Genomic DNA, 25636 nt, shown 5'->3' with positions numbered 1-25636 from the left:
CGGTTACGGAACGGCAAGATATTCATGCCAGTTTAGAGGCGACGAAGCAGAAAAGACCCTTTGAATGTTCTATTTCAAGCGCAACCAAACGCTGCTGGGCGGCGCTTTCACGACGGCTGAGCTGGTATTCCATGCCACCGTGCGAAAGGTGCGCTCGCAACATCCGAATGCAATAGTCGCCATCCTGATCAATGTTTTGCAGCTTGTGGTGATGGGAACCACTTTCTACCTGCTCATGTCACTGATGGGCCGGGGCGGAATTCCAAAGATCAGGGGCGAATTTCTGCTGTATGTTCTGTCCGGCGTGTTCCCCTTCATGCTGCACATCCAGTCAATAGGCGCGATTTCAGGGGTTGGGTCCGCGAACAATCCGATGATGCTCCATTCGCCGATGAATGTGATGGTGACGATCCTGTCTGCGGCGCTCGGTATTCTTTACAAGCAACTGCTGGCTATGTTCGTGATCCTGTTCATCTACAGCGTCGCGGTCGCCCCGATCGAGGTGCAGGATCCCGGCGGTGCTTTCGCGATGCTGATATTGGCCTGGTTTACCGGATGCGCCGTGGGTTTGGTGTTCATGGCGATGAAACCCTGGTTTCCGACGACTGTGGGAATGCTCACCAATATCTACCGTCGCCTGAACATGGTGTTTTCGGGAAAGATGTTCGTCGCAAACACGCTGGGCGGCGGATTGCTGATGATGTTCGCCTGGAACCCGCTGTTTCATATTATCGACCAGTGCCGGGGCTTCATCTTCCGAAACTACTTTCCGCGAAACACAAGTTGGGAATACGCGCTATGGGTCGGGATAGCTTTGTTGATGATCGGTTTGATGGCTGAGTTTTTCACGCGCCAGCATGTTTCACAAAGCTGGAACGCGCGCCGCTAACATGCGACCCGCAGCGTCAAGTTGATCCGTCCGCCTTTTGGCAACAGCCGGGATGATCCGTATCTGATCCGGTCGACTCCGTGATAGGCCAATCGTGCCGGGCCGCCCATCACTACCACGTCGCCCGAGCCGAGCCAGATCGACTCGGTCTTGCCGCCACGGGTCGTGTTCCCAATCCGGAACAGGGCGTCATCGCCTAGGGAAACCGACAGAACGGGCCAGGAAAAATCTGCCTCGTCCTTGTCCTGATGCAGGCCCATTTTGGCGCCTTCCCCGTAGTAGTTGATCAAACAGCAATCCGGTGCGCGCTCGGTGCTGACCAGATCGTGCCAGATACCAAGAATGACCGGGGGGATTTCAGGCCAGACCCCGCCTTTCGGGTGCTTGTCCTGATAGCGATAGCCTGCCTTGTCGGTCACCCATCCCAGATCCCCGGCCGAGGTCATTCTTACCGACATCTCTTTGCCCGAAGGCGTGACGGGTCGAAACAAGGGTGCCGCTTTCAGAATCGGTCGAAGGGCCGCGATCAGCCGTGCCTGGGCAGCAGGGTCAATATAGCCTTTCCTGATTTCGAACCCTCGCAAGACAACTCGCGTCATTCCGGAAACCCCAAACCTTTCCAATTTCTTGCCAAAAAAGACCTCAAATTCCCGAAAACCCGCACTCTACGGTGCTTGCAGGCCTCTTGCCTCGCCCTTATATACGCCGGGACGCGCGATGGTAGTGCTGTCGCGCACATCAGATCGGGGGTGGGATGCCATAAAGGGTCCGACCCTCGGGACATCGCCTTGAAGAGAAAGGGATTGCAAAAATGGGAAAAGTAATCGGGATTGACCTGGGAACCACGAACTCCTGCGTGGCCATCATGGAAGGCTCGCAGCCGAAGGTCATCGAAAACGCCGAAGGGGCGCGGACCACGCCTTCGATCGTCGCCTTCACCGAAGATGAGCGACTGGTCGGTCAGCCTGCAAAACGTCAGGCGGTCACCAACCCCGACAACACGATTTTTGGTGTCAAACGTCTGATCGGTCGTCGCGTGGATGATGCAGAAGTCGAAAAAGACAAGAAAATGGTGCCGTATTCCATCGTGAATGGCGGCAATGGTGATGCGTGGGTTGAAGCCCGCGGTGAAAAGTATTCCCCGAGCCAGATCTCGGCCTTCACTCTGGGCAAGATGAAGGAAACCGCCGAAAGCTATCTGGGTGAAGATGTCACGCAGGCGGTTATCACCGTTCCGGCATATTTCAACGACGCCCAGCGTCAGGCCACCAAAGACGCCGGTAAAATCGCCGGTCTGGAAGTGCTGCGGATCATCAACGAACCGACAGCGGCTGCGCTGGCCTATGGTCTGGACAAAGAAGAAACCCAAACCATCGCGGTTTATGACCTTGGTGGTGGTACCTTCGACGTGACCATTTTGGAAATCGACGACGGCCTGTTCGAGGTTAAGTCGACCAACGGCGACACCTTCCTGGGTGGTGAAGACTTTGACATGCGCATCGTCAACTACTTGGCGGATGAGTTCAAAAAGGAACACGGTGTCGATCTGTCTCAGGACAAGATGGCCCTGCAGCGTCTGAAAGAAGCCGCTGAAAAAGCCAAGATCGAACTGTCCTCGACCTCGCAGACCGAGATCAACCAGCCCTTCATCTCGATGGGCGCCAACGGTCAGCCGTTGCACATGGTCATGAAACTGACCCGTGCCAAGCTGGAATCGCTGGTGTCGGACCTGATCAAGAAGTCGCTGAAACCGTGCCAGGCCGCTCTGAAAGACGCGGGTCTGTCGGCTGCTGACGTGGACGAAGTTGTTCTGGTCGGTGGTATGACCCGGATGCCGAAAGTGATCGAAGAGGTCACTAAATTCTTCGGCAAAGAGCCGCACAAGGGCGTGAACCCGGACGAAGTGGTTGCCATGGGCGCCGCCATTCAGGCCGGTGTTCTTCAGGGCGACGTCAAAGACGTGGTTCTGCTGGACGTGACCCCGCTGTCGCTGGGTATCGAAACGCTGGGTGGCGTGTTCACCCGCCTGATCGACCGCAACACCACGATCCCGACCAAGAAGTCTCAGGTCTTCTCGACCGCCGAGGACAACCAGAACGCCGTGACCATCCGCGTGTTCCAGGGTGAGCGTGAAATGGCTGCGGACAACAAGATCCTCGGTCAGTTCAACCTTGAAGACATCCCGCCGGCACCGCGCGGCATGCCTCAGATCGAGGTGACTTTTGACATCGACGCCAACGGCATCGTCTCGGTTTCGGCCAAAGACAAAGGCACTGGCAAAGAACAGAAGATCACCATCCAGGCATCGGGCGGGCTGTCCGATGAGGATATCGAAAAGATGGTCAAGGACGCCGAAGAGAACGCGGAAGCCGATAAGGAACGCCGCGAGCTGATCGAGGCGAAGAACCAGGCGGAAAGCCTCATCCATTCGACCGAAAAGTCGATGGAAGAGCATTCCGACAAGGTCGACCCGACCACGATCGAAGCCATCGAGTTGGCGATCGCCGCGCTGAAGGACGAGCTGGAAACCGAAAATGCCGACAAGATCAAGTCGGGCATCCAGAACGTCACCGAAGCCGCGATGAAGTTGGGCGAAGCCATCTATAAGGCGCAAGCCGAAGAAGGCGAAGAGGAACCCGCTGCCGCAGACGCTGCACCAGGCGACGATGACATCGTTGACGCCGAGTTCGAAGACCTCGACGACGACAAGCGTAAGTAACGGGTAACCGGGCCAGTATGGGCCGGTCCGGATGCCGGGCCGGCCTATTTACGTTGAGGCGGAAGGAAACACTGATGTCAAAACGCGACTATTACGAAGTGCTCGGCGTGTCCAAGGGCGCTTCGGCGGATGAGATCAAGAAGGGTTTTCGTAGGAAAGCCAAAGAGCTGCACCCAGACCGCAACAAGGACAACCCGGATGCCGAGGCGCAGTTCAAGGAAGCCAACGAGGCTTACGACGTGCTGCGCGATGCCGAAAAGAAGGCGGCTTACGATCGCTTTGGCCATGCTGCATTTGAAAACGGCATGGGCGGCGGTGGCCGCCCCGGTGGCGGTTTTGGCGGTCAAGGCGACTTCTCCAGTGCATTTTCGGATGTATTTGACGACCTGTTCGGTGATTTCATGGGTGGTCAAAGGGGCGGCGGCGGACGTCGCGCCGCGCGCGGCTCGGACCTGCGCTACAACCTGCGTGTGACGCTGGAACAAGCCTACTCGGGCCTGCAAAAAACCATCAACGTGCCAACGGCCGTGGCGTGTTCGTCCTGCGAAGGTACCGGGGCTGAAGGTGGCGTTGAACCCACATCCTGCCCCACCTGTTCGGGCATGGGGAAAGTGCGGGCACAACAGGGCTTCTTTACGGTAGAACGGACTTGCCCGACCTGTTCGGGATTGGGTCAGATCATCAAGAACCCCTGTAAATCTTGTCAGGGGGCCGGCAGGGTCGAAAAAGACCGCGCTTTGTCGGTGAACATTCCTGCCGGTGTCGAAACCGGTACGCGAATTCGTCTGGCAGGCGAAGGTGAGGCGGGAATGCGCGGCGGCCCTCCGGGCGATCTGTATATTTTCGTCGAAGTGGCCGAGCACAAACTGTTCGAACGCGACAGCGTAAACCTCTACTGCCGCGTGCCGGTCAGCATGGCCAAGGCGGCGCTGGGCGGATCGATCGAGGTTCCGACCATTGATGGCGGTCGCGGCCGTGTTCAGATTCCGGCCGGAAGCCAGTCGGGTCGGCAAATGCGCCTGCGCGGCAAAGGCATGCCTGCGTTGCGCGGCGGTGGTGTTGGTGACATGTTCATTGAACTGGCCGTGGAAACCCCGGTCAACCTGACCAGCCGCCAGAAAGAACTTCTGCGCGAGTTTGATGATCTGGGTGAAGACAACCATCCGGAATCAAAAAGCTTTTTTTCGTCCGTCAAGTCTTTCTGGGATGGCATGAAAGGCTGAACGACCAGGAACGGGGGCTCTGCCCCCGCCGCCCTTTGGGCGACTCCCCCGGGATATTTTCAGCCAGATGAAGCAAGGGACCCTGTATTCATCTGGCGAATAATATCCCGGAGCGCGAGGCAGAGCCTCGCATGTCACTGTTCTAAACATGCAGTTTTGGCCTTAGCAGAAAGCTGAAAGTGGCAATACATCTGGAAAATTGAGTCTTGATTCCGGCCCTCGACCCTGAGATTGTCCGCTTCAACCGTTGGGGTGCCCTTTGACAGGGCTGAGAGACGCGACCGCGTTAACCCATCGAACCTGATCCGGGCAATTCCGGCGTAGGGAACGGTCTCTTGAACACAGACGTTTTCTCTACTCCGTTGCCCATAGAAGATGGAGCAACGACATGGTGGCAATTGCCCTGACCATAGCAGGATCCGACAGTGGCGGCGGCGCGGGCATTCAGGCTGACCTGAAGGCAATGTCGGCGCTGGGTGTTTTTGGCGCAAGTGTCATCACCGCCGTTACCGCGCAGAACACGCAAGCTGTCACCGCTGTGCATGGAATTCCGCTGGATGTGATTTCCGCCCAAATCGACGCGGTTCTGAACGATCTTGACGTCAGGGCCGTTAAAATAGGCATGCTTGGGACACCTGAGATCATTCATACGGTCGCCAGGGGCCTGGCGGCGTTCGACGGTCCCGTGGTTCTTGATCCGGTTATGATTGCAAAATCCGGCGACGCTCTGTTGGAGCAAGAGGCGGTCCGGACGCTGCGCGATGTGTTGTTGCCAACGGCGACTGTTCTTACGCCGAATCTGCCTGAGGCGGCGTGCCTGCTGAACATGCCAGCGGCAGAAACGCGTGAGCTGATGGCTGAACAGGGCCGGGCATTGTGCGCCTTGGGTGCGGGTGCAGTCGTGATGAAAGGCGGACACGGGTCAGGTGATATCTGCCACGATTTGCTGATCGATCCGTCGGGTGTCATGGCCGAGTTTCGGGCCCCACGTCAGGATACGAAAAACACCCATGGAACAGGATGCACCCTGTCGTCATCCATCACCGCCGGTTTGGCCAAGGGGCTGACCCTTAGGGACGCAGTTGCGCAGGCGCATGACTATCTGCAAGGGGCCATCGCGCGCGCGGATGAGTTGAATGTCGGCGCTGGGCACGGGCCGGTGCATCATTTCCACCGGGTTTGGCCCTCGTGACGCTTTGGTCTGTCATAGGGGCAGGGGTTGCCGGTCTTGCCGTTGCCAGCGAACTGGTGTCGCGCGGTGCAAAAGTGCAGATATTCGACCCCGGCGGGCCACCGGGCCCGCATGGGTGTTCATGGTGGGCCGGAGGAATGCTGGCACCTTGGTGCGAATATGAAAACGCGGAAGAACCGGTGTTGCGTCTGGGGCAGTCCGCGATGGAATGGTGGGCCCAACGCACCAAAGTGACCCGGCGGGGAACGCTTGTTGTCGCAAGTGCCCGTGATGTGCCGGACCTGCGCCGATTTGCGCGTCGAACAAAAGAGTTCACCAAGGTTGAACGGGCAGAAATATCTGAATTAGAGCCTGATCTGACGGGGTTTGGCCAAGGCCTGTTCTTCGAACGCGAAGCCCATGTTGATCCGCGTCAGGCGCTGCAAGATCTGTATCGTCAACTGCAAAGCCAGGGCGTCGTGTTCCACCGGAAGTTGGCGCCCGCCCAGTTGGAGAATGCAATTGACTGCCGTGGCCTTCACGCCCGCGAATACCTACATGATCTGCGCGGCGTGAAGGGTGAGATGCTGGTCATACGATGCCCTGACGTGGAGCTGACGCGCCCGGTTCGTTTGCTGCACCCGCGGATGCCGCTTTATATCGTTCCGCGCGGCGGCGGCGTCTACATGTTGGGTGCGACCATGATCGAATCCGAGGATAGCAGCCGCATTACCGCCCGTTCGATGCTGGAATTGCTCAGCGCGGCCTATGCCGTGAACCCGGCTTTTGGTGAAGCCGAAGTGTTGGAGATAGGCGTCGATCTGCGCCCCGCCTTTCCCGACAACTTACCGCGCATCCGGCGTTTGGGCCGCACGATCTATGCCAACGGGCTTTATCGCCACGGATATCTGTTGGCACCGGCGCTGGCGCGGGGTGTTGCGGATCTGGCGCTGAACAACACACATTCGGAGATGGTAGATGAAGATCGTGCTTAACGGCGAGACGCGCGAGGTGCGCGCCGAAACCCTGTCGGAATTGTTGGACGAATGCGGTTTCTCGGGCCGTGTGGCCACCGCTGTGAATGAAGAATTCGTGCCCTCAAGCCTGCGCGTCGCTCACAAGCTGGCTGAAGGTGACCGGGTCGAGGTCGTCGCACCGATGCAGGGGGGCTGAAGATGAAGACGTTTTACGGCACTGAACTGCCCAACTCACTGATGCTGGGCACGGCGCAATATCCAAGCCCGGCCATTCTGGAACAGGCGTTTCGCGAAAGCGGTGCAGGCGTTGCCACTGTATCCTTGCGGCGTGAAGCGGGTGCAGGCCAGACCTTTTGGAACATGATCCGCGAATTGGGAGTTCTGATCCTGCCCAATACGGCCGGTTGCCATACGGTGAAAGAGGCCGTGACGACCGCCCATATGGCCCGCGAAGTGTTCGAGACCCGATGGATCAAGCTGGAACTCATCGGACATACGGACAGTCTGCAACCGGACGTTTTCCAACTGGTAGAAGCCGCCCGCATTCTGACCGAGGATGGGTTCGAGGTGTTTCCCTACACCACCGATGATCTGATCGTGGGCGAACGCCTGTTGGAAGCGGGATGCGAGGTGCTGATGCCCTGGGGCGCACCGATCGGGTCAGGACGCGGGCTGAACAACGAATACGCCCTGCGCGCGATGCGGGCCGAATTTCCTGACATTCCCCTGGTGGTGGATGCCGGTATCGGCTTGCCCAGCCACGCGGCCCGCGCGATGGAGCTGGGCTTTGACGCGGTTCTGCTGAACACCGCTGTGGCCCGTGCCGGAGATCCGGTTCTGATGGCCAAGGCGATGGCGCAGGCTACCCTTGCCGGGCAATTGGCCCATCAGGCCGACCCGATCGAGCCGCGCGATATGGCGGAACCCTCTACTCCTGTTGTTGGAAAGGCCTTCCTGTCATGACGCTGGACCGTTTCTATCCGATCTTTGATCACTCGGACTGGCTGCGGCGGATGTTGCCGCTGGGCGTCAAGCTGGTGCAGCTGCGCATCAAGGATCAGCCAGACGATGCGGTGCGCGACCAGATCGCAGTTTCACGCGAATTGTGCCGCGACCATGGGGCGGTTCTGGTGATCAATGACTATTGGCAACACGCGATCGATCTGGGCTGCGACTGGATCCATCTGGGGCAGGAAGATCTGGACGACGCCGACCTGAAAGCCATCCGAAAAGCGGGTCTGAAACTGGGCGTTTCCACCCATGACGACGATGAGCTTGAGCGTGTGCTGGCCATGGATCCCGATTACGTGGCACTGGGCCCGGTCTACCCCACCATTCTGAAAAAGATGAAATGGCACCAGCAGGGCCTGCCCCGCGTAACGGAATGGAAGGCGCGGGTTGGTGATATTCCCTTGGTCGGTATTGGCGGCATGAGTGTCGAGCGCGCAGCCGGTGTGCTGAAGGCCGGGGCGGACATTGTCTCGGCAGTCACGGATATCACCCTGAACCCCGACCCCGAAGAACGGGTGCGCGCGTGGATCGAGGTCACACGATGAGTCGATATGCCCGCCAGACGCTTTTGCCCGAAGTCGGGGCACAGGGGCAGGCACGCTTGTCAGCGGCCCGTGTTCTGGTCGTTGGTGCGGGCGGTCTGGCTGCACCGGTTCTGCCACTTTTGACAGGGGCCGGGGTGGGGCGGATCACGGTCATGGACGGGGATACCGTCGATCTGTCGAACCTGCACCGTCAAACGTTTTTCTCCGAGGCCGATTGCGGGCAACCCAAGGCGGAAACCGCCGCCGCCCGTTGCCGCGCGCTGAATGATGACACCGATGTCATCGGTCTGAATCAGGCTCTGACCAGTGAAAATGCGCCCGGTTCGGTGTCGCAAGCCGATATCATTCTGGATTGTGCCGACAGCTACGCAGCCAGCTACATCCTGTCGGACACGTGTCTGGCGCAGGGCAAACCTTTGATCAGCGCCTCGGTGCTGGGGCTTTCGGGTTATGTGGGCGGTTTCTGCGGCGGGGGCCCATCGCTGCGCGCTGTATTTCCCGATGCACCGGACAGCGGCGCCAGCTGCGCCACTGCGGGGGTTTTGGGCCCCGTGGTTGGCGTGATCGGGGCGATGCAGGCGCAGATGGCGCTCAGCTTGATCCTTGGACTTGATCCCTCACCCCTTGGGCAGTTGGTTCAATATGACGCAAGAACCCTGCGCAGCACCGGGTTTCGCTTTGATGACGCACCCGAGCCCGGCAACTGCTTTCGCTTTCTGTCCGCAAGCCAGCTGAAGGGCACGGATCAGATCATCGAGCTGCGCAGTTCGCAGGAAGCCCCTGTTCCCATCCATTCGAACGCGACGCGCATTTCGCCGGATAATTTGCGCGAAATAGACCCTAATGGCGGAAAAAGGCTGGCTCTTTGCTGTGCCACCGGTTTGCGGGCATGGCGTGCCGCAGAACAAATTCAACCAGATTGGCCGGGCGAGATTGTCCTCGTCGCGGCCTCAACCTCGTGAAGAAAAGGGAAACGCGAGATATGAAAAAGCTGATGACAGCCATCGCCCTTCTGGCCGCCGCGCCGGCATGGGCCGAAGACAAAATGACCGTCCTGCTGGACTGGTTCATCAACCCTGACCATGGTCCTATCATCGTGGCGCAGGAAAACGGCTATTTTGCTGAACAAGGGCTTGAGGTCGAGATCGTTCCGCCCGCCGACCCGTCCGCCCCGCCCCGTTTGGTGGCTGCCGGCCAAGCCGACCTGGCGGTGTCTTACCAGCCGCAATTGCACTTGCAGATTCACGAGGGCCTGCCTCTGAAGCGTGTCGGCACATTGGTTGCGACGCCGTTGAACTGTCTTCTGGTGCTGGAAGACGGGCCGATCAAGTCGCCTGCTGACCTCAAGGGTAAAAAAATCGGCTTCTCGGTCGCGGGGGTCGAAGAAGCCATCCTTGGCACCGTTCTGGGCAAATACGATGTTGCGCTGGGCGATGTCGAGCTGATCAATGTCAACTTTTCCCTCTCGCCGTCGCTGATGACCGGTCAGGTGGACGCGGTGATTGGCGCTTATCGCAACTTCGAACTGAACCAGATGGATATCGAAGGTCGTCCCGGCACCTGCTTCTATATCGAGGAAGAGGGCGTTCCGTCTTATGATGAACTGATCTATGTCGCCAATCCGGAAACGATGGACAAGGACAAGATCGCCCGGTTCCTCGCCGCGACTGAAAAAGCGACCCAATTTATCGTCAATAATCCGGAAAAAAGCTGGGAAATCTTCGCGGCGACCTCGCCTGAACTTCAGGACGAGCTGAATGCCCGCGCCTGGGTCGATACACTGCCGCGCTTTGCGCTGCGTCCGGCAGGTTTTGATGCCGGTCGTTATGCCCGGTTCGAAACCTTCCTGAACGAAAGCGGGATGATCGACAGCGTCCTTCCGGTCAGTGACATCACCATCGACGTGACCGCGCAATGAGCAATTATGGCAAAGCCTTTGCGCTGATGCGCGATGCTGCGGCGGATCCGTGGCGGGATTACACCCGCCACGCCTTCGTAGAGGGTATGAAAGACGGAACGCTGCCACGCGAGGCGTTTCTGCACTATCTGCGGCAGGATTATGTGTTTCTGATCCACTTCTCACGTGCCTGGGCGCTGGCCGTGGTGAAATCAGAAACGCATAAAGAAATGCTTGCCGCATCGCGAACTGTGAACGGTTTGATCAGCGAAGAGATGAAACTGCATATCGGTATCTGCGCGGCGGAAGGTATCTCGCAGGCAGAGTTGTTTGCCACGCCAGAGCGACACGAGAATCTGGCCTATACCCGGTTTGTCCTGGAAGCAGGCTACAGCGGAGATCTTCTGGACCTGCTGGCGGCCCTTGTTCCTTGCGTCATGGGGTATGGTGAGATCGGTACGCGCCTGTCCGCCGAGGCAACGTCCGAGACATATCGCGGCTGGATCGACACTTATGCCGGCGAAGATTACCAAGCCGCATGTGTGGCGGTTGGCGAGTTGCTGGATCAGGCTCTAACAAAACGTACTGGGGCTGATTTCCAAGGTTCGCCACGCTGGGATCGACTGTGCCAGACCTTCCGCAAGGCGACAGAGCTTGAAGTCGACTTCTGGCAGATGGGTTTGACGCCATGACACCTGCGCCCGAACTGACCATCAACGGCACTGCCACGATCGACGGCGCGACCCTGTTTGCGCCGTTGTCCCTGACCCTAGGGGCCGGGGCGTGGACATGCCTGCTGGGCGGTTCGGGCGTGGGAAAAACCACGGTTCTGAGGTTGATTGCGGGGCTCGAGACCGGGGCTGTCTTCGCCGGGCGGATCACGGCCAGTGATGGCTTGCCTGTGGCTGAGCGTGTCGCATACATGGCGCAGGATGATCTTCTTTTGCCTTGGGCAACTGTCGCGCAGAATGTCTCGCTGGGTGCGCGTCTGCGCGGGGAAAACGTTGATCTTGATCGACGTGACCGCCTGATCAAGCGTATGCGGTTGCAGGATCACATGAACAAGAAGCCCAATGCGTTGTCCGGCGGGCAACGTCAGCGTGTCGCCCTGGCCCGGACACTGATGGAAGATCGCCCCGTTGTTTTGCTGGACGAGCCCTTTTCGGCCCTTGATGCCCGCACCCGCGCTGACATGCAGGATCTGGCCGCCGAAGCATTGCACGGTCGCACCGTCCTTCTTGTGACCCATGATCCCGCAGAGGCCGCGCGACTGGGGCAATCCATCGTGGTGATGACCGAACACGGATTGACGCAGTGCGAACCGCCCCGGGCCCAGGCCCCGCGCCGCGTGGATGATTTGGAGACATTGGAAACCCAGGGTGCCTTGCTGCGTCTTCTCCGCGAGGGCGTGGCATGAAGTATTTTTCTGCACTGGCCGCAACTTTGTTTGCCTTGCTGATCTGGCAGGGCATCGTGACCCTGACCGGGTTGCCGAAGTTCATCCTGCCCGGACCCGCCGTCGTGGCCGAAACCTGGTGGCAGAACCGCTGGGTGATCGCCGAGCATACCTGGATCACAGCGATCGAAGTGGTGATCGGTCTGGCATGCGGAACGCTGCTGGGTGTCGCTACTGCGTTGCAACTGGCGAATTCGCGGGCGGCGCGGGTCCTGGTGCAGCCGATGCTCGTGTTCACGCAGGCTCTGCCGGTATTCGCATTGGCGCCGTTGCTAACGCTATGGCTGGGCTATGGGCTGTGGTCCAAGGTCGCCATGGCGGTGTTGATCATCTATTTCCCGATCACCTCATCCTTTTTTGACGGGCTTATGCGCACCCCGTCGGGGTATCTGGATCTGGCCCGAACGATGCAGGCCAGCAAGCGCGCCGTATTGTGGCATATCCGTATTCCGGCCGCTCTGCCGTCGCTGGCGTCGGGGATGCGGCTGGCGGCGGTCTATGCCCCGATCGGAGCGGTGATCGGCGAATGGGTCGGCTCGTCGCAGGGGCTGGGCTATCTGATGCTGCTGGCCAATGGACGTGCCAAGACCGATCTCATGTTTGCCGCGATGCTGACCCTGGGCGTATTCTCGATCCTTCTGCACATGATTGTCCGCCGGGCCACGGCACGCATGGCGGGTGAGGTGCGTTAACCAATCAGAAACCGATTCTGGGTCAGGGTGCGCCCATGACACAGGACGCCTTTGCCGAAGCCCCGATGCTGTTTGATACGGACGAAGCGCCGGCGCAGCCGCTGCCCTCTGGCCGGTTACCCTCCTACATAAAAGACCACCGCAAGCGGCTGCGCGAACGGTTCATGACCGGTGGATCGGCGGCGATGCCGGATTACGAACTGCTTGAACTGGTCCTGTTCCGATCCATTCCCCGTCAGGATGTGAAGCCACTGGCACGGGCATTGATGGACACTTTTGGTGATTTCAATCGTGTCCTGACCGCGCCCGAGGAACGGCTGCGCCAGATCAAGGGCGTTGGCGATACCGTGGTTACCGACCTGAAAATTCTTGAGGCCTGCGCCCACAGGATGGCCCGCGCCCGGGTGATGCAGCGGCATGTGATCTCGGGATGGGATGCGCTACTGGATTATTGCCACACCACCATGGCGCATCGTGAGATCGAACAGTTTCGCGTGTTCTATCTGGATCGCAAGAACGTAATGATCGCGGATGAGGAACAGGCCAAAGGCACCGTGGATCACGTGCCGGTTTACCCGCGCGAGGTTGCCAAACGAGCGCTGGAACTGAATGCCTCAGCCCTGATTCTGGTGCACAACCACCCGTCGGGTGATCCGACGCCCTCGCAGTCGGATATCGACATGACCAACCGTATTCAGGATGCCTGTGCGGCCTTGGGCCTGACCCTGCACGACCACCTGATCATTGGAAAATCGACCGAGTTGAGCTTTCGGTCCGAAGGGTATCTGTGAGCTTCACTGCACCCAGATTTCAACCCGGCGGTTGACCTTGCGGCCCCATTCGGTGTCGTCACAGGCCATCGGCATTGCTTCGCCAAACCCTTCCGCGACCACCTCGATACTGTCTGATATCGATGTCTCGGCTGCGGCCAGAACCGCGTTTCGTACCGTCTGTGCACGTCGCAGGGCAATGCGGGCGTTGGCGGCGGCCCCGCCATCCCCGTCGCTGAAACCGGCAAACACCAGCTTGCGCGCCTTCAATATGCCGGCGTCAAGCATATGTGCCAGTTGCTGAATATTGGAACGTGACTGCGCATCCGGACGGGATGATCCGGGCTCGAACCGAACCGACAGGGACAGCCGTGACAGCGGACGCAGGGTTTCGATCATGCGCTGAAGCTCATCCAGCCCAACTTCGGGCCCTCCGGTGGCGATGGCATTGGCAAGCCGGTCGCCCTGTACGCCAACCGGCAAGGTTTCAGGCGATTGATCCACATAACCTGCGTCACGAATGGCCATCTGGGCCCCGGGGCTTAGGCTAAAGGCCAGAAATTGCCGTGCAATCCGCGGCAGGCGGCGTTCGGGCAGATACAGAAACATCGGCATGTTCAACGGATAATCTTCGGTCTTGATCGATTGACGGGTGGCGGCCAGCGGATGCCCACACCCTCCGGTCAACGGCAGGGCTCGGGTATTGTCGGCTGTCGCTTTGCTGGCGATTCCGATGGAAAACGGGTCCTTTGCCACGGCCTTGGCCAGATCGCTCGTTCGAATATGACGGATTGCGGTATCGGTCAGTTCCACGCCAGCGGTCTTCAATACCTGATCCTCGACAGCCTGCGCCAGCCCCGATCCCGGATCCGGCACATGCAATGCGATCGGAGCATCCGGCCCGCCCAGGTCCACCCAGTTCTTCACTTCACCTGACAGAATGCGGGCCAAGTCGGCCAGCGAAATCTGACGCATCACACTATCGGATGCCACCACCGGAACCATGGCGTCCAATGCAACAACCCTGGATCGCCGGGCCCGTTTCAAATCACCCAGCCCCGCGGCATCGGCTGCATCCCGCTCTGCCTCGCGTACTTCGCGCAGGGCCATCACGATATCTGTCTGATTCCCGATCAACTTGGCGAAGCCGCGATCCGTGGTCCCGACGTCAAAGTAGAACCGCGCCAACGGGGCGTCACGGCCTGACTGAAAAAGCTCATAGACGAAGGTGTCAGAATCCACGCGGGCAGGCGTTGCGGTCAAGCCTTCCTGCTGCGCAAACCCGATGATCAGGGCGGGCAGGACCGTTTCGGCCATGACAGACGATCCGGAAAATCGCAACTCGGCTACGAAATCCGTCAGGCTGGGGCACGCAGGTCCGTCGCAGGTGACGCCCGAGCCATCAACGGTCAACTCACCGAACTGCGTATCAACGCGGTAAAATTCGCCGTCGAAGCCCAGCAGGTTGCCTGTTACTTCGACCTTGCCGTCATGAGACGTCAGTGTGATGTCTTGCGCCATTGCACAGGTCGCACCTGCAACGGTAAACAGCGCGGTCACAGCCGCACGAAAGAAAGTCATAAGAGAGTCGAGCCTGCCTGCGGATTACTTTGCCGCGATTGTCAGGTCTGAGAGCAGATTATTCAACACCAGAAACTCACCGGCCTGTGAACAATCCGGCAGGGTCAGGGACATGTCGCGCGACCGCAGGCGGCTATCTGACAGAAGTTCCAGCGCCTGCACATTCAGCGTTTGCCCGCAGTTGGATTCGGTCACTTCGGCTTCGACCGTCAGGTCGATGCTGCCGGACCGATCCGACGCGCCCGTCGGAAAGGAATATACTTCGATATTCTTGGCACGACCCAGACCCGTCTGGCCCAGGCGCAGAACCTCTCCTGCGCCATTTGCCGAGGAATCATTCCACACATGGCCGCTGTTGCCATAGCTTGCCCCGAATTCCAGCGCGTGAATCTGCAACTCGGTATCACCCTGCCATTGCAGGACGACGCGGTCATATTCGGCAATGTCGGTCACGTGAGTGGTGGCGACCGTGCCTGTTTCATCTTCGAATGAAATCAGGAAAATCGCGTATTCCGACAGTGCCGGGATGGACATGTTCAAGGCACCGGAATCGTCGGTGTTCTGGCTGACCGTCAGGCCGCTGTGATGAATTTCAACGCGTTCGTTTCGGTGGCAGGGTGCCCGCAGCGACAGGTGTGCCATGGCGCCGGGGACGGCGACGGCGCGCGCGCTGATGTTGCAATCCGTTGTTTTCGGTGCTGACGGAACTGCGCGAGGTTCGGGCGCTGCCGCCCCGAAATCTGCGTCAGACGCCGGAGCCGAAGTCAGTACGATAGCATCCAACCCCGACAGAACCGAGGATTGCTGAGATGCCGAGGCAACATCAACACTACCCCCCGCGTTCGCAGGCTGCGCGGTTGGTCCGTTCTGCATCAGGTAGCCTATGCCCAAAGCACAAGCGACCGTGCCGCACATGGTCACGTAGTTTCGAACTACAAACAAGACACCCTCCCCAGTTGAAGGAGCAAATCGCACATTCGCCACGAATCGCGGCCAATTTGTGGCCGCAAGACGAACACATTGTGGATTCGGCGGGTAACGTTAGGTCAGTCGGCCATGGCAGTGTTTGAACTTCTTGCCTGAGCCACACGGGCACGGATCATTTCGCGACGGGTTGCCCCAGGTCGATGGATCGCTTTCGTCGAACCCCGGAAGCGCATCACCCGAGGCCGCAGCCTCGGCCTTGGCTTCGGCCTGTTTCGCGGCCTTGTCCACGGCCTCCTGCGCCTGAGCCTGCTGCCCGGCCATCTGCGCCAGCATTTCTTTCTGTTCTTCTTCGGTCAGCGGACGTACGCGCGACAATTGCTGTGTCACGGTCTCGCGCAGCGAATCCAGCATGCTTTCGAACAGCTGGAAGCTTTCGTTCTTGTATTCGTTCAGAGGATCGCGCTGGGCATAACCGCGGAACCCAACGACCGAGCGCAGGTGTTCCAGGGTCAGCAGATGCTCGCGCCATTTGCTGTCAATGGTCTGAAGCAGAACCTGTTTTTCGATGTTGCGCATGTTTTCAGGGCCAAAGGCGACGGCCTTCTGGGCCATCATCTCATCCGCGGCCTTGATCAGACGTTCGCGCACCTGCTCGTCATCCACGCCTTCTTCGGCGGCCCAGTCCTGAACCGGGACGTCCATGTTCAACTTGTCCTTTATCGCCTCGTGCAGACCCTCAGTATCCCACTGATCAGCATAGGATTTCGGCGGCATGTATTCGTCAATCAGGTCGTCAATCACCTGTTCGCGCATATCCGAGACGATCTCGGACAGGTCGTTTGCAGACATGATTTCGCGGCGCTGGCTGAAGATCACCTTCCGCTGGTCATTCATCACGTCGTCGAACTTCAGAACGTTCTTACGCATGTCAAAGTTGCGGCCTTCGACCTTGGACTGCGCGCGTTCCAGCGACTTGTTCACCCAGGGGTGAATGATCGCCTCGCCTTCTTTCATGCCCAGCGTGGTCAGAACCTTGTCCAGCCGTTCCGAGCCGAAGATACGCATCAGGTCATCCTCGAGGCTCAGGTAAAATACCGTTCGGCCCGGGTCGCCCTGACGGCCGGAACGGCCGCGCAGCTGGTTGTCGATGCGGCGGCTTTCGTGGCGTTCCGACGCCATGACGTAAAGGCCGCCAGCAGCCAGAACCTTTTCTTTTTCTTCGGCGTGGCGTGCTTCTTCGGCGGCCCGCAGCTCGGACGGATCCGCGTCTGGATTCTCGGCAATCGCTTTCAGGACCTTCATCTCGACATTGCCGCCAAGCTGAATGTCGGTGCCGCGACCGGCCATGTTGGTGGCGATGGTTACCGCACCCAGACGACCGGCATCGGCAACGATCTGTGCCTCTTGTTCGTGCTGGCGGGCGTTCAGAACGTTGTGCTTGATGCCTTCCTTGGTCAGCATCTGGCTGAGCAGTTCGGATTTTTCGATCGACGTGGTCCCCAGCAGAACCGGCTGGCCCTTTTCCTGCGCCTTTTTCGTCTCGGCGATCATCGCATCGTATTTTTCGGCGGCCGTACGATAGACCTGATCATCTTCGTCGATACGGGCAATCGGCAGGTTGGTCGGAACTTCGACCACGCCCAGACCGTAGATCTCGGCAAATTCTTCGGCCTCGGTCAACGCGGTGCCGGTCATGCCGCTCAGTTTGTCGTACAGGCGAAAATAGTTCTGGAATGTCACGCTGGCCAATGTGACGTTTTCCGGCTGGATCTGAACCTTTTCCTTGGCTTCGATCGCCTGATGCAGACCTTCGGACAGGCGACGGCCCGGCATCATGCGGCCGGTGAACTCATCGATCAGAACGACATCGCCGTCGCGCACGATGTAATCCTTGTCGCGCTGGAACAGCTTGTGGGCACGCAGCGCCTGGTTGACGTGATGCACAACGGTGGTGCTTTCCGGATCATACAGGGAATGGCCTTCGGGAATCAGGCCGGCCTGAAGCAGCTGTGCCTCAAGAAATTCGTTGCCTTCATCGGTAAAGGTCACATTGCGCGATTTTTCATCCAGGGTGTAATGATCGTCGCTCAGCGTCGGGATCAGGCCATCAATGGCGGTGTACAGATCCGACCGGTCCTGCGCGGGACCCGAGATGATCAGCGGTGTCCGCGCTTCATCGATCAGGATCGAGTCGACCTCGTCCACAATCGCAAAGTTGTGGTGTTTCTGGTAAACCTGCTCTAGATCCGCCTTCATGTTGTCGCGCAGATAGTCAAAACCCAGCTCGTTGTTGGTGGCATACGTGATGTCACAGGAATACGCGGCCAGTTTTTCCGCGTCGGGCTGGCCGGACCAGATCACACCAGTTGTCATGCCTACGGCCGCAAACACCTTACCCATCCATTCCGCGTCACGTTTGGCCAGGTATTCGTTCACCGTGACAACATGCACGCCCTTGCCGGTCAGCGCGTTCAAATAGGCCGGGAAGGTGGCGACCAGAGTCTTGCCTTCGCCCGTCTTCATTTCCGAGATGTTGCCCTGATGCAGGAAAATGCCGCCCATCAGCTGCACGTCAAAGGCCCGCAGGCCAAGTGCGCGCTTGGCGCCCTCGCGTACGTTGGCAAAGGCCTCGGGCAGCAGGTCGTCCAGGCTTTCGCCATCCAGTGCGCGCTTGCGCAGGTCTTCGGTCTTGTCGATCAGACCTTGATCTGAAAGCGTTTCAAACTCTGGTTCCAGCGCATTGATCTTTTCGACCAGAGGGCGGGTCGCCTTGATCTTGCGGTCGTTCGGTGTTCCGAACACCTTTTTGGCGAGCGTTCCGAGTCCCAGCATGTTCACTCCAGAGGATCTGTTCTTTTCGTGGTTGCGACAGGCTTGCCCACCTTGCGCGCAACCCATAGATACGGGGGGTGAAAGGCGGCCCTGTCCAAGGCTTCAAAGCGATGTAAGCGGCAGGTTCCAGAGTGTCAACGCCGCGCCCTGTCGCGGCAAGAAAATAGGATGATTCAATGCCCAAAGGTCTCACTTTTCTGCCATCGCTGGCCCTGGCCGCCGTGATGGCCCTGCCGCTGGCCGCCGAAACCCAGCCGGATGCGTCGACCGTGGTCGCTCGGGTAAACGGGGATGAGATCACATTGGGTCACGTGATCGCCACCGTCGCTTCTCTGCCACCGCAATATCAGCAGGCGGAAGACGACGTGCTGTTCGATTTCATTCTGGAACAGCTGATCCAGCAGCAATTGCTGGGACAGCAACAGGATGGCCTGAACATGCGGAACGCGCTGACACTCGACAATGAAAAGCGGTCGCTTCAGGCGGTTCAGACGGTCGCGGCTCTGACCAACGATCTCGTCACAGAGGAAGCCATTCAGGCCGCTTACGATGCGCGTTTCAATGATTTTGCGGGTGAAGACGAATTCGACGCCAGCCATATTCTGGTGCAATCGGAAGAAGAAGCCAAAGCGCTCAAGACTCAGCTTGATGATGGTGCAGATTTTGCGGAACTTGCCCGCGAGAACTCGACCGGTCCGTCCGGTCCGAATGGTGGCGCGTTGGGATGGTTCGGAAAAGGCCAGATGGTACCTGAATTCGAGGCAGCCGTGATCGCGCTGGAAAAAGGGCAGGTGTCGGATCCGGTGCAAACTCAGTTTGGCTGGCATCTGGTCAAGCTGAACGACAAGCGCAAAACCGAAGCCCCCGAACTGGACGCGGTGCGCGATGAGCTGGCCCAAACGATCCAGCAAGATGCCATTCAGGCGCGGATCGACGAGTTGACGCAGCAGGCACAGATCGAACGCCCCGCGCTGGAAGGCGCAGGCCCCGAGATCATGCGCCAGCTGGACCTGATTCAGGAGTAAAGACCAGTGGCCACGATCACGAAGGTATCGCCACTGGCACCGGCGTCTTTCCCTGAACTGCCTGCGATTGACGGTGTGCGTTTTGCCACCGTCGAAGCGGGTGTGCGCTATCAGGGTCGCACGGATGTCATGCTGGCTGTTCTTGATCCGGGCACGTCGGTGGCGGGTGTCTTCACCCGCTCGGCCACCCGCGCGGCACCGGTTCTGGATTGTCAGAAGAAAATAGGAGGCCCCAGTGATGGACCTGCGGCGATCCTTGTGAACTCGGGCAATGCGAACGCGTTCACCGGCCACTATGGCCAGACATCGGTTGCCGAGGTGACACAGGCCGTTTCCAAAGCGACCGGCGTCCCCGTCGAACGGGTCTTTACGTCATCCACCGGTGTCATCGGTGAACCGCTGCCACATGATCGCATCGTATCGCAGCTTGAAGCGTTGAAATCCGGCCTCAGCCGCCATGCCATCGAAGATGCCGCGCGGGCGATCATGACGACGGACACGTTTCCCAAAGGGGCGAGCGCACAGGTCGAAATCGGTGGCAAAACAGTCTCTATTGCAGGGATAGCGAAGGGTTCTGGAATGATCGCGCCAGACATGGCGACGATGCTGGTCTATATCTTCACCGACGCACAGGTTGAGCAATCGGCGTTGCAGGAAATGCTGAGCGCCCAGACAGATCGCACCTTCAACTGCATCACTGTGGACAGCGACACCTCGACCTCGGACAGTCTGCTGCTGTGTGCGACCGGATCTTCGGGCGTTGATGCCACCGGCGATGCCGCTTTTGCACGGGCTTTGGAAACAGTGATGCTGGACCTCGCGCAACAAGTGGTGCGTGACGGGGAAGGCGCCACGAAATTCGTGGAAATCCGCGTGACCGGAGCCGCCTCGGACGCTGACGCCAAGACCCACGGTCTGGCCATCGCCAACTCCCCTCTGGTGAAAACCGCCATCGCCGGTGAAGACCCGAACTGGGGCCGCATCGTCATGGCCATCGGCAAGTCGGGCGCGGCAGCGGATCGCGACAAGCTCAGCATTTCATTCGGTGATATTCTTGTGGCCGAGAACGGCTGGGTCAGCCCGGATTATCGCGAAGAAGACGCCGCCGCCTATATGAAAGGTCAGGACCTCGTGATTGCGGTCGATCTGGGGCTGGGCGAAGGGAAATCCACCGTCTGGACCTGTGATCTGACCCACGGCTATATCGAGATCAACGCGGATTATCGCTCGTGAAAACCGTGTTAGTCTCTGCTGTCGCCCTGATCGACATCGAGGGCCGCGTGCTGCTTGCCCAACGTCCCGAAGGCAAATCCATGGCCGGACTGTGGGAATTCCCCGGTGGCAAGATCGAGCCCGGCGAAACCCCCGAGGCCGCCCTGATCCGGGAACTGCACGAGGAATTGGGCATCGACACCTGGGCCTCGTGCCTTGCACCGCTGACCTTTGCCAGCCACAGCTATGATGATTTCCACCTGCTGATGCCGCTGTTCGCCTGCCGCAAATGGGAGGGTATTCCGCAGTCGAAAGAGGGCCAGGCGCTGAAATGGGTGCGCGCGAATGACCTGCGGAACTTTCCGATGCCGGCGGCGGATGTGCCGCTGATTCCGATTTTGCGGGATTGGCTGTAACAATTCGTAAGAATTGAGAAAACATCACGAAAAAGTTGACGCTGATCGTTCTCCTTGTCCTTAATCGGGGCAGCAGCGTTCCGGTCTGACCCGGCGACGCCGTTCCGGCCCGACCCGGGGCCGGATGGGGAGGAGAGATAGAATTGGCTCAGACGCAGTCGGGCGCCGAGGGGATGCACTCCCTTCCGGCGCTGCTACATCGCAATGCGACGCAGTTCGGGGATGCCCCGGCTTACCGCGAAAAGGAGTTCGGGATCTGGCAATGCTGGACCTGGGCGGAAACGGCCGCCGAAATCCGCGCGCTGGCGCTTGGATTTCTTGAACTTGGCGTTGAAAAGGGTGACCACATCGCCGTAATCGGGCGCAACCGTCCGGCACATTACTGGTCAATGGTTGCGGCGCAGATGGTCGGTGCCATTCCGGTCCCTCTCTATCAAGACGCGGTTGCCGAAGAGATGGCCTATGTGCTGGAGCATTGCGGGGCGAAATATGTCGTCTGCGGCGATCAGGAGCAGGTCGACAAGGTCATCGAGATTCAGGAAAACCTGCATCAGGTCAAACACATCCTCTATACCGACAAGCGCGGTATGCGGAAATACGACCACAGCCAGATGAATGCCCTTGACGACATCAAGGCCGAGGGCAGCGCCGGTCATGCGCGTTTCGACGCCGAACTGGACAGGCGCATCGGCGAGATCACCTATGACGACACCTGCGTGATGCTCTATACTTCGGGTACCACGGGCAAGCCCAAGGGCGTGGTGCTGTCGAACCGCAACGTGATCGAAAGTGCAAAGAACTCAGCCGAATTCGACCACCTGACCCGCAACGAAGACATCCTGTCCTATCTGCCGATGGCCTGGGTGGGGGATTTCATCTTTTCCATTGGTCAGGCCTACTGGTGCGGGTTCTGCGTGAACTGCCCCGAAAGCGCCGACACGATGATGACCGACCTGCGCGAGATCGGGCCGACCTATTTCTTCGCGCCGCCGCGCGTATTTGAAAGCCAGCTGACCAATGTGATGATCCGAATGGAGGATGCCAGCAAGCTCAAGCAGCGCATGTTCCACTACTTCATGGCGCATGCCAAGAAGGTCGGCGGTCGGTTGCTGGATGGCAAGCCGGTGAGCTTGGGTGACAAGGTGAAATATGCGCTGGGCAATCTGTTGGTTTACGGGCCGCTCAAAGACACGCTGGGATATGGGCGCTTTCGGGTGGGCTATACGGCGGGTGAGGCGATCGGGCCGGAGATCTTTGATTTCTATCGCTCTTTAGGCATCAACCTGAAACAGTTGTACGGCCAAACCGAGGCGACCGTGTTCATCACCGTCCAGCCCGACGGAGAGGTGCGCGCCGACACCGTTGGCGTCCCGGCCCCCGATGTCGAGATCAGGATCGACGACAAGGGCGAGATCCACTACCGCTCGCCCGGCGTTTTCGTCGAATATTTCAAGAACCCGGACTCGACCGCATCGACCAAGGACCCTGAAGGCTGGGTGGCCACGGGCGACGCAGGGTTCATCGAGGAAAGCTCGGGTCATCTGCGGATCATCGACCGCGCCAAGGACGTGGGCAAGATGGCCGACGGGTCGATGTTCGCGCCGAAATATGTCGAGAACAAGCTGAAGTTCTATCCGGATATTCTGGAGGTGGTGCTGTTCGGCAATGGCAAGGATCGCTGCGTCGCCTTCATCAATATCGATCTGACCGCGGTCGGCAACTGGGCCGAGCGCAACAACGTGGCCTATGCCTCGTATCAGGAACTGGCGGGACATCCGCGTGTGTTAGAGACGATCAAGGCCCATGTGGAAGAGGTGAACAAGTCGGTCGCCGCTGACGAGATGCTGTCGGGCTGTCAGGTGCACCGCTTTGTGGTTCTGCACAAGGAACTGGATGCCGACGATGGCGAGATGACCCGGACCCGCAAGGTGCGGCGCGGATTTGTCGAGGACAAATTCAGCGACATCATTGCCGCGCTTTATGACGGGTCCAAGACGGTTTCGACCACGACCGAGGTGACCTATGAGGATGGTCGCAAAGGATCGATTTCGGCGACGCTGGAAATTGTCGATGCGCCGGTTGTTCCCGTCGCCCAACACAAGGTTGCCGCAGAATGAGGGCCGTACGAGCGCCGCTCGACCTGCGGTCATCGCCCCGCCCGCCGTCCCGTTTTCGCGCAAGTCAGGGAGTGACCGATGCTGGATAATTCCGAAGGATATGTCACCGAAGACGGTCGCAAGATCGGCGGTGTGGTGATGGAAATGAAGAACATCACCCTGCGCTTTGGTGGTGTGGTGGCGATCAAGGATATCTCGTTCGATATCCGCGAAGGCGAGATCCGCGCCATCATCGGGCCGAACGGCGCCGGGAAATCCTCGATGCTGAACGTGATCTCGGGATTCTATGTTCCGCAGGAAGGCGAGGTCTGGTTCCATGGGTCCAGACGCCCGCCGATGCGGCCTTTTGAAGTCGCCCAGCAGGGAATCGCGCGGACGTTCCAGAATATCGCGCTGTTCGAGGGTATGAGCGTTCTGGACAACGTGATGACGGGTCGTCTGAACTTCATGAAGACCAACATCCTCCAGCAGGCGATCTGGCGCGGCAAGGCCGAAGCGGAAGAGGTGCAAAACCGCGAGGCGGTCGAAAAGATCATCGACTTCCTTGAAATTCAGCACATCCGCAAGACGCCGGTGTCGCGCTTGCCCTACGGTCTGAAGAAACGCGTCGAACTGGCCCGCGCGCTGGCGGCAGAGCCCAAGCTGCTGCTGCTGGATGAGCCCATGGCGGGCATGAACGTCGAAGAGAAAGAGGACATGAGCCGCTTTATCCTCGACGTGAATGACGAATTCGGCACCACCATCGCCCTGATCGAGCACGATATGGGCGTTGTGATGGATCTGAGCGACCGGGTGGTCGTGATGGATTACGGCAAGAAGATCGGCGACGGCACACCGGATGAGGTGCGCAACAACCAAGAAGTCATCGACGCCTATCTGGGGGTCAGCCATGATTAAGCTCTGGGCAGAATTGGGGAGGGGCTGGCATGCCTGAACAACTTATCTTCGCGATGGAGGTCATCCTCAACGGTCTGATGGCCGGGGTGCTTTATGCGCTGGTCGCGCTGGGCTTTGTGCTGATCTACAAGGCGTCCGGTATTTTCAACTATGCCCAAGGGGTTATGGCCCTGTTCGCGGCGATGACGCTGGTCGGGATTATGAATGGGCAGGTGCCGTTTGCCCATCTGATCAACGCGACTTTCGGCACCCATATCCATTATTTCGGGTGGAATGTGCCAGCGCTGTTCGCGATCATTCTGACGATGGGTGTGATGGTATTGCTGGCCTGGGCCGTGCAGCGGTTCGTCATGCGCCATCTGGTGGGGCAGGAACCGATCATTCTGTTTATGGCGACCATCGGTCTGGCGTACTTCCTTGAAGGCGTGGCCGACCTGATGTGGGGATCCGAGATCAAGACGCTGGATGTGGGTCTGCCGCAGGGCATCAATCTGTGGATTGACGAGACCACCTATAACATCTTCGACTACGGCTTCTTCATCGACAATCTGGACATCGTGGCGACGGTCATCGCGGCGCTGTTGGTAGCCGCTCTGGTGGCGTTCAGCCAGTACACCAAGCAGGGCCGGGCCATGCGCGCAGTGGCGGATGACCATCAGGCGGCGCTTTCGGTGGGCATATCGCTGAACTTCATCTGGGTCATGGTCTGGTCGGTGGCCGGGTTTGTCGCTCTGGTCGCGGGCATCATGTGGGGCACCAAATCAGGCGTCCAGTTCTCACTGTCGCTGATCGCGCTCAAGGCGTTGCCGGTGCTGATGCTGGGCGGGTTCACCTCGATCCCAGGCGCCATCGTGGGCGGTCTGATCATCGGCGTGGGTGAAAAGCTGTTCGAATTCGCAATCGGACCGATGGTCGGTGGCGCAACCGAGAACTGGTTTGCCTATGTGCTGGCGCTGATCTTCCTAGTGTTCAGGCCGCAAGGCCTGTTCGGAGAGAAGATCATCGAGAGGGTATAGGGCATGACCAAGCTGATCGCCATCATCAACGTGGTCGCATGGGCGGGGTTCTGGGCTTTTGGCTACATCGCCCTCACATCAGACGATCTGACCGAAGGCCAACTGACGATTGCAGCGATCCTGGCCTTTGCAGGGCTGATCATGGGGGTTCTGGCCTACTTGAAGCTGGTGCGCGCCTCGGAGGCGAGCGGATATGCCAAAGGGTCCAATCAACTGGACGCCGAAGCCCGGAATCGGGCGCAGGAAGAATGGGGAAAGTAAGA

25 protein-coding genes and 1 riboswitch are annotated in these 25636 nt (G+C 59.1%); of the genes, 21 read left to right on the top strand and 4 right to left on the bottom strand.

From position 1 onward, the window contains the following. The first annotated feature begins 64 nt into the window (after nt 1-64). Nucleotides 65-889 carry an ABC transporter permease gene (locus ACR0LI_RS11350; protein ID WP_171616598.1) on the top strand — a complete coding sequence of 275 codons (825 nt, stop codon included), beginning with the start codon at nt 65-67 and terminating at the stop codon, nt 887-889. On the opposite strand, the gene ACR0LI_RS11345 is transcribed toward ACR0LI_RS11350, so the two are convergent. After that, nucleotides 886-1488 carry an alpha-ketoglutarate-dependent dioxygenase AlkB family protein gene (locus ACR0LI_RS11345; RefSeq protein ID WP_480486160.1) on the bottom strand — a complete coding sequence of 201 codons (603 nt, stop codon included), beginning with the start codon at nt 1486-1488 and terminating at the stop codon, nt 886-888. The genes ACR0LI_RS11350 and ACR0LI_RS11345 overlap by 4 nt on opposite strands. Before the next feature lie 212 nt (nt 1489-1700). Here ACR0LI_RS11345 and dnaK point away from each other — a divergent pair, with 212 nt between their 5' ends. The 13 genes from dnaK to radC all read left to right on the top strand — a co-directional run bounded on the left by dnaK (nt 1701) and on the right by radC (nt 13371). Further along, nucleotides 1701-3608 (top strand): molecular chaperone DnaK, encoded by a 1908-nt coding sequence (gene dnaK / locus ACR0LI_RS11340; RefSeq protein WP_209834348.1) that lies wholly within the window; start codon nt 1701-1703, stop codon nt 3606-3608. 74 nt (nt 3609-3682) lie between these two features. Then, nucleotides 3683-4831 carry a molecular chaperone DnaJ gene (dnaJ, locus tag ACR0LI_RS11335; RefSeq protein ID WP_171635418.1) on the top strand — a complete coding sequence of 383 codons (1149 nt, stop codon included), beginning with the start codon at nt 3683-3685 and terminating at the stop codon, nt 4829-4831. A gap of 238 nt (nt 4832-5069) precedes the next feature. Continuing rightward, a riboswitch (TPP riboswitch) is annotated at nt 5070-5175 on the top strand. Nucleotides 5176-5219: 44 nt separating this feature from the next. Beyond that, nucleotides 5220-6023 (top strand): bifunctional hydroxymethylpyrimidine kinase/phosphomethylpyrimidine kinase, encoded by an 804-nt coding sequence (thiD, locus tag ACR0LI_RS11330; RefSeq protein WP_480491690.1) that lies wholly within the window; start codon nt 5220-5222, stop codon nt 6021-6023. Next, nucleotides 6020-6997, top strand: coding sequence for a glycine oxidase ThiO (gene thiO / locus ACR0LI_RS11325; protein WP_171724028.1), 978 nt, complete (start codon nt 6020-6022; stop codon nt 6995-6997). Before thiD ends, thiO begins: the two co-directional genes overlap by 4 nt. Continuing rightward, nucleotides 6981-7175 (top strand): sulfur carrier protein ThiS, encoded by a 195-nt coding sequence (gene thiS, locus ACR0LI_RS11320; protein ID WP_171635425.1) that lies wholly within the window; start codon nt 6981-6983, stop codon nt 7173-7175. The genes thiO and thiS overlap by 17 nt, the downstream gene beginning before the upstream one ends. A 2-nt stretch (nt 7176-7177) precedes the next feature. Next, nucleotides 7178-7942 (top strand): thiazole synthase, encoded by a 765-nt coding sequence (locus ACR0LI_RS11315; protein ID WP_171635428.1) that lies wholly within the window; start codon nt 7178-7180, stop codon nt 7940-7942. Beyond that, complete coding sequence (locus ACR0LI_RS11310; RefSeq protein WP_171635430.1) at nt 7939-8535, top strand: thiamine phosphate synthase; 597 nt, start codon at nt 7939-7941, stop codon at nt 8533-8535. The genes ACR0LI_RS11315 and ACR0LI_RS11310 overlap by 4 nt, the downstream gene beginning before the upstream one ends. Next, nucleotides 8532-9497 carry a HesA/MoeB/ThiF family protein gene (locus ACR0LI_RS11305; RefSeq protein ID WP_171635432.1) on the top strand — a complete coding sequence of 322 codons (966 nt, stop codon included), beginning with the start codon at nt 8532-8534 and terminating at the stop codon, nt 9495-9497. The genes ACR0LI_RS11310 and ACR0LI_RS11305 overlap by 4 nt, the downstream gene beginning before the upstream one ends. Nucleotides 9498-9517: 20 nt before the next feature. Then, complete coding sequence (locus ACR0LI_RS11300) at nt 9518-10453, top strand: ABC transporter substrate-binding protein (RefSeq protein WP_171635434.1); 936 nt, start codon at nt 9518-9520, stop codon at nt 10451-10453. Further along, nucleotides 10450-11124, top strand: coding sequence for a thiaminase II (gene tenA, locus ACR0LI_RS11295; RefSeq protein WP_480718528.1), 675 nt, complete (start codon nt 10450-10452; stop codon nt 11122-11124). The genes ACR0LI_RS11300 and tenA overlap by 4 nt, the downstream gene beginning before the upstream one ends. Next, a complete protein-coding gene (locus ACR0LI_RS11290; protein ID WP_480486150.1) occupies nt 11121-11849 on the top strand; it encodes an ABC transporter ATP-binding protein in 729 nt (242 codons plus the stop codon). The genes tenA and ACR0LI_RS11290 overlap by 4 nt, the downstream gene beginning before the upstream one ends. Then, nucleotides 11846-12580, top strand: a complete 735-nt coding sequence (locus ACR0LI_RS11285; RefSeq protein WP_480718527.1) for an ABC transporter permease — start codon at nt 11846-11848, stop codon at nt 12578-12580. Before ACR0LI_RS11290 ends, ACR0LI_RS11285 begins: the two co-directional genes overlap by 4 nt. Nucleotides 12581-12615: 35 nt before the next feature. After that, nucleotides 12616-13371, top strand: coding sequence for a RadC family protein (radC, locus tag ACR0LI_RS11280; RefSeq protein ID WP_210093156.1), 756 nt, complete (start codon nt 12616-12618; stop codon nt 13369-13371). Between the two features lie 3 nt (nt 13372-13374). Here the strand turns inward: radC and ACR0LI_RS11275 are convergent, their stop codons facing one another. The 3 genes from ACR0LI_RS11275 to secA all read right to left on the bottom strand — a co-directional run bounded on the left by ACR0LI_RS11275 (nt 13375) and on the right by secA (nt 18690). After that, a complete protein-coding gene (locus ACR0LI_RS11275) occupies nt 13375-14931 on the bottom strand; it encodes a phosphate ABC transporter substrate-binding/OmpA family protein (protein ID WP_480718526.1) in 1557 nt (518 codons plus the stop codon). 24 nt (nt 14932-14955) lie between these two features. Continuing rightward, complete coding sequence (locus tag ACR0LI_RS11270) at nt 14956-15873, bottom strand: hypothetical protein (protein ID WP_171724036.1); 918 nt, start codon at nt 15871-15873, stop codon at nt 14956-14958. A gap of 99 nt (nt 15874-15972) precedes the next feature. Beyond that, nucleotides 15973-18690 carry a preprotein translocase subunit SecA gene (gene secA, locus ACR0LI_RS11265; protein ID WP_210093159.1) on the bottom strand — a complete coding sequence of 906 codons (2718 nt, stop codon included), beginning with the start codon at nt 18688-18690 and terminating at the stop codon, nt 15973-15975. Between the two features lie 176 nt (nt 18691-18866). Between secA and ACR0LI_RS11260 the strand changes: the two genes are divergently transcribed. From ACR0LI_RS11260 to ACR0LI_RS11230, 7 genes are all read left to right on the top strand, one after another. Beyond that, nucleotides 18867-19715, top strand: coding sequence for a peptidylprolyl isomerase (locus ACR0LI_RS11260; protein ID WP_171724038.1), 849 nt, complete (start codon nt 18867-18869; stop codon nt 19713-19715). A 6-nt stretch (nt 19716-19721) separates the two neighbouring features. Then, nucleotides 19722-20948 (top strand): bifunctional glutamate N-acetyltransferase/amino-acid acetyltransferase ArgJ, encoded by a 1227-nt coding sequence (gene argJ / locus ACR0LI_RS11255; protein WP_171724039.1) that lies wholly within the window; start codon nt 19722-19724, stop codon nt 20946-20948. After that, a complete protein-coding gene (locus tag ACR0LI_RS11250; protein WP_171635455.1) occupies nt 20945-21343 on the top strand; it encodes an NUDIX domain-containing protein in 399 nt (132 codons plus the stop codon). The genes argJ and ACR0LI_RS11250 overlap by 4 nt, the downstream gene beginning before the upstream one ends. A gap of 173 nt (nt 21344-21516) precedes the next feature. Continuing rightward, complete coding sequence (locus ACR0LI_RS11245) at nt 21517-23460, top strand: AMP-binding protein (RefSeq protein WP_480718566.1); 1944 nt, start codon at nt 21517-21519, stop codon at nt 23458-23460. Nucleotides 23461-23538: 78 nt separating this feature from the next. Beyond that, nucleotides 23539-24357: an ABC transporter ATP-binding protein gene (locus tag ACR0LI_RS11240; RefSeq protein WP_171116793.1), complete on the top strand. Its 819-nt coding sequence runs from the start codon at nt 23539-23541 to the stop codon at nt 24355-24357. Nucleotides 24358-24386: 29 nt separating this feature from the next. Then, complete coding sequence (locus tag ACR0LI_RS11235; RefSeq protein WP_171635458.1) at nt 24387-25373, top strand: branched-chain amino acid ABC transporter permease; 987 nt, start codon at nt 24387-24389, stop codon at nt 25371-25373. A gap of 3 nt (nt 25374-25376) precedes the next feature. Further along, nucleotides 25377-25634, top strand: a complete 258-nt coding sequence (locus tag ACR0LI_RS11230) for a hypothetical protein (protein ID WP_171635461.1) — start codon at nt 25377-25379, stop codon at nt 25632-25634. Nucleotides 25635-25636 lie beyond the last annotated feature (2 nt).

The sequence above is a fragment of the Ruegeria sp. CL7 genome (assembly GCF_056536445.1).
The sequence above is the reverse complement of the archived record's forward strand: the minus strand, read 5'-3'. Positions and strand labels throughout refer to the sequence as shown.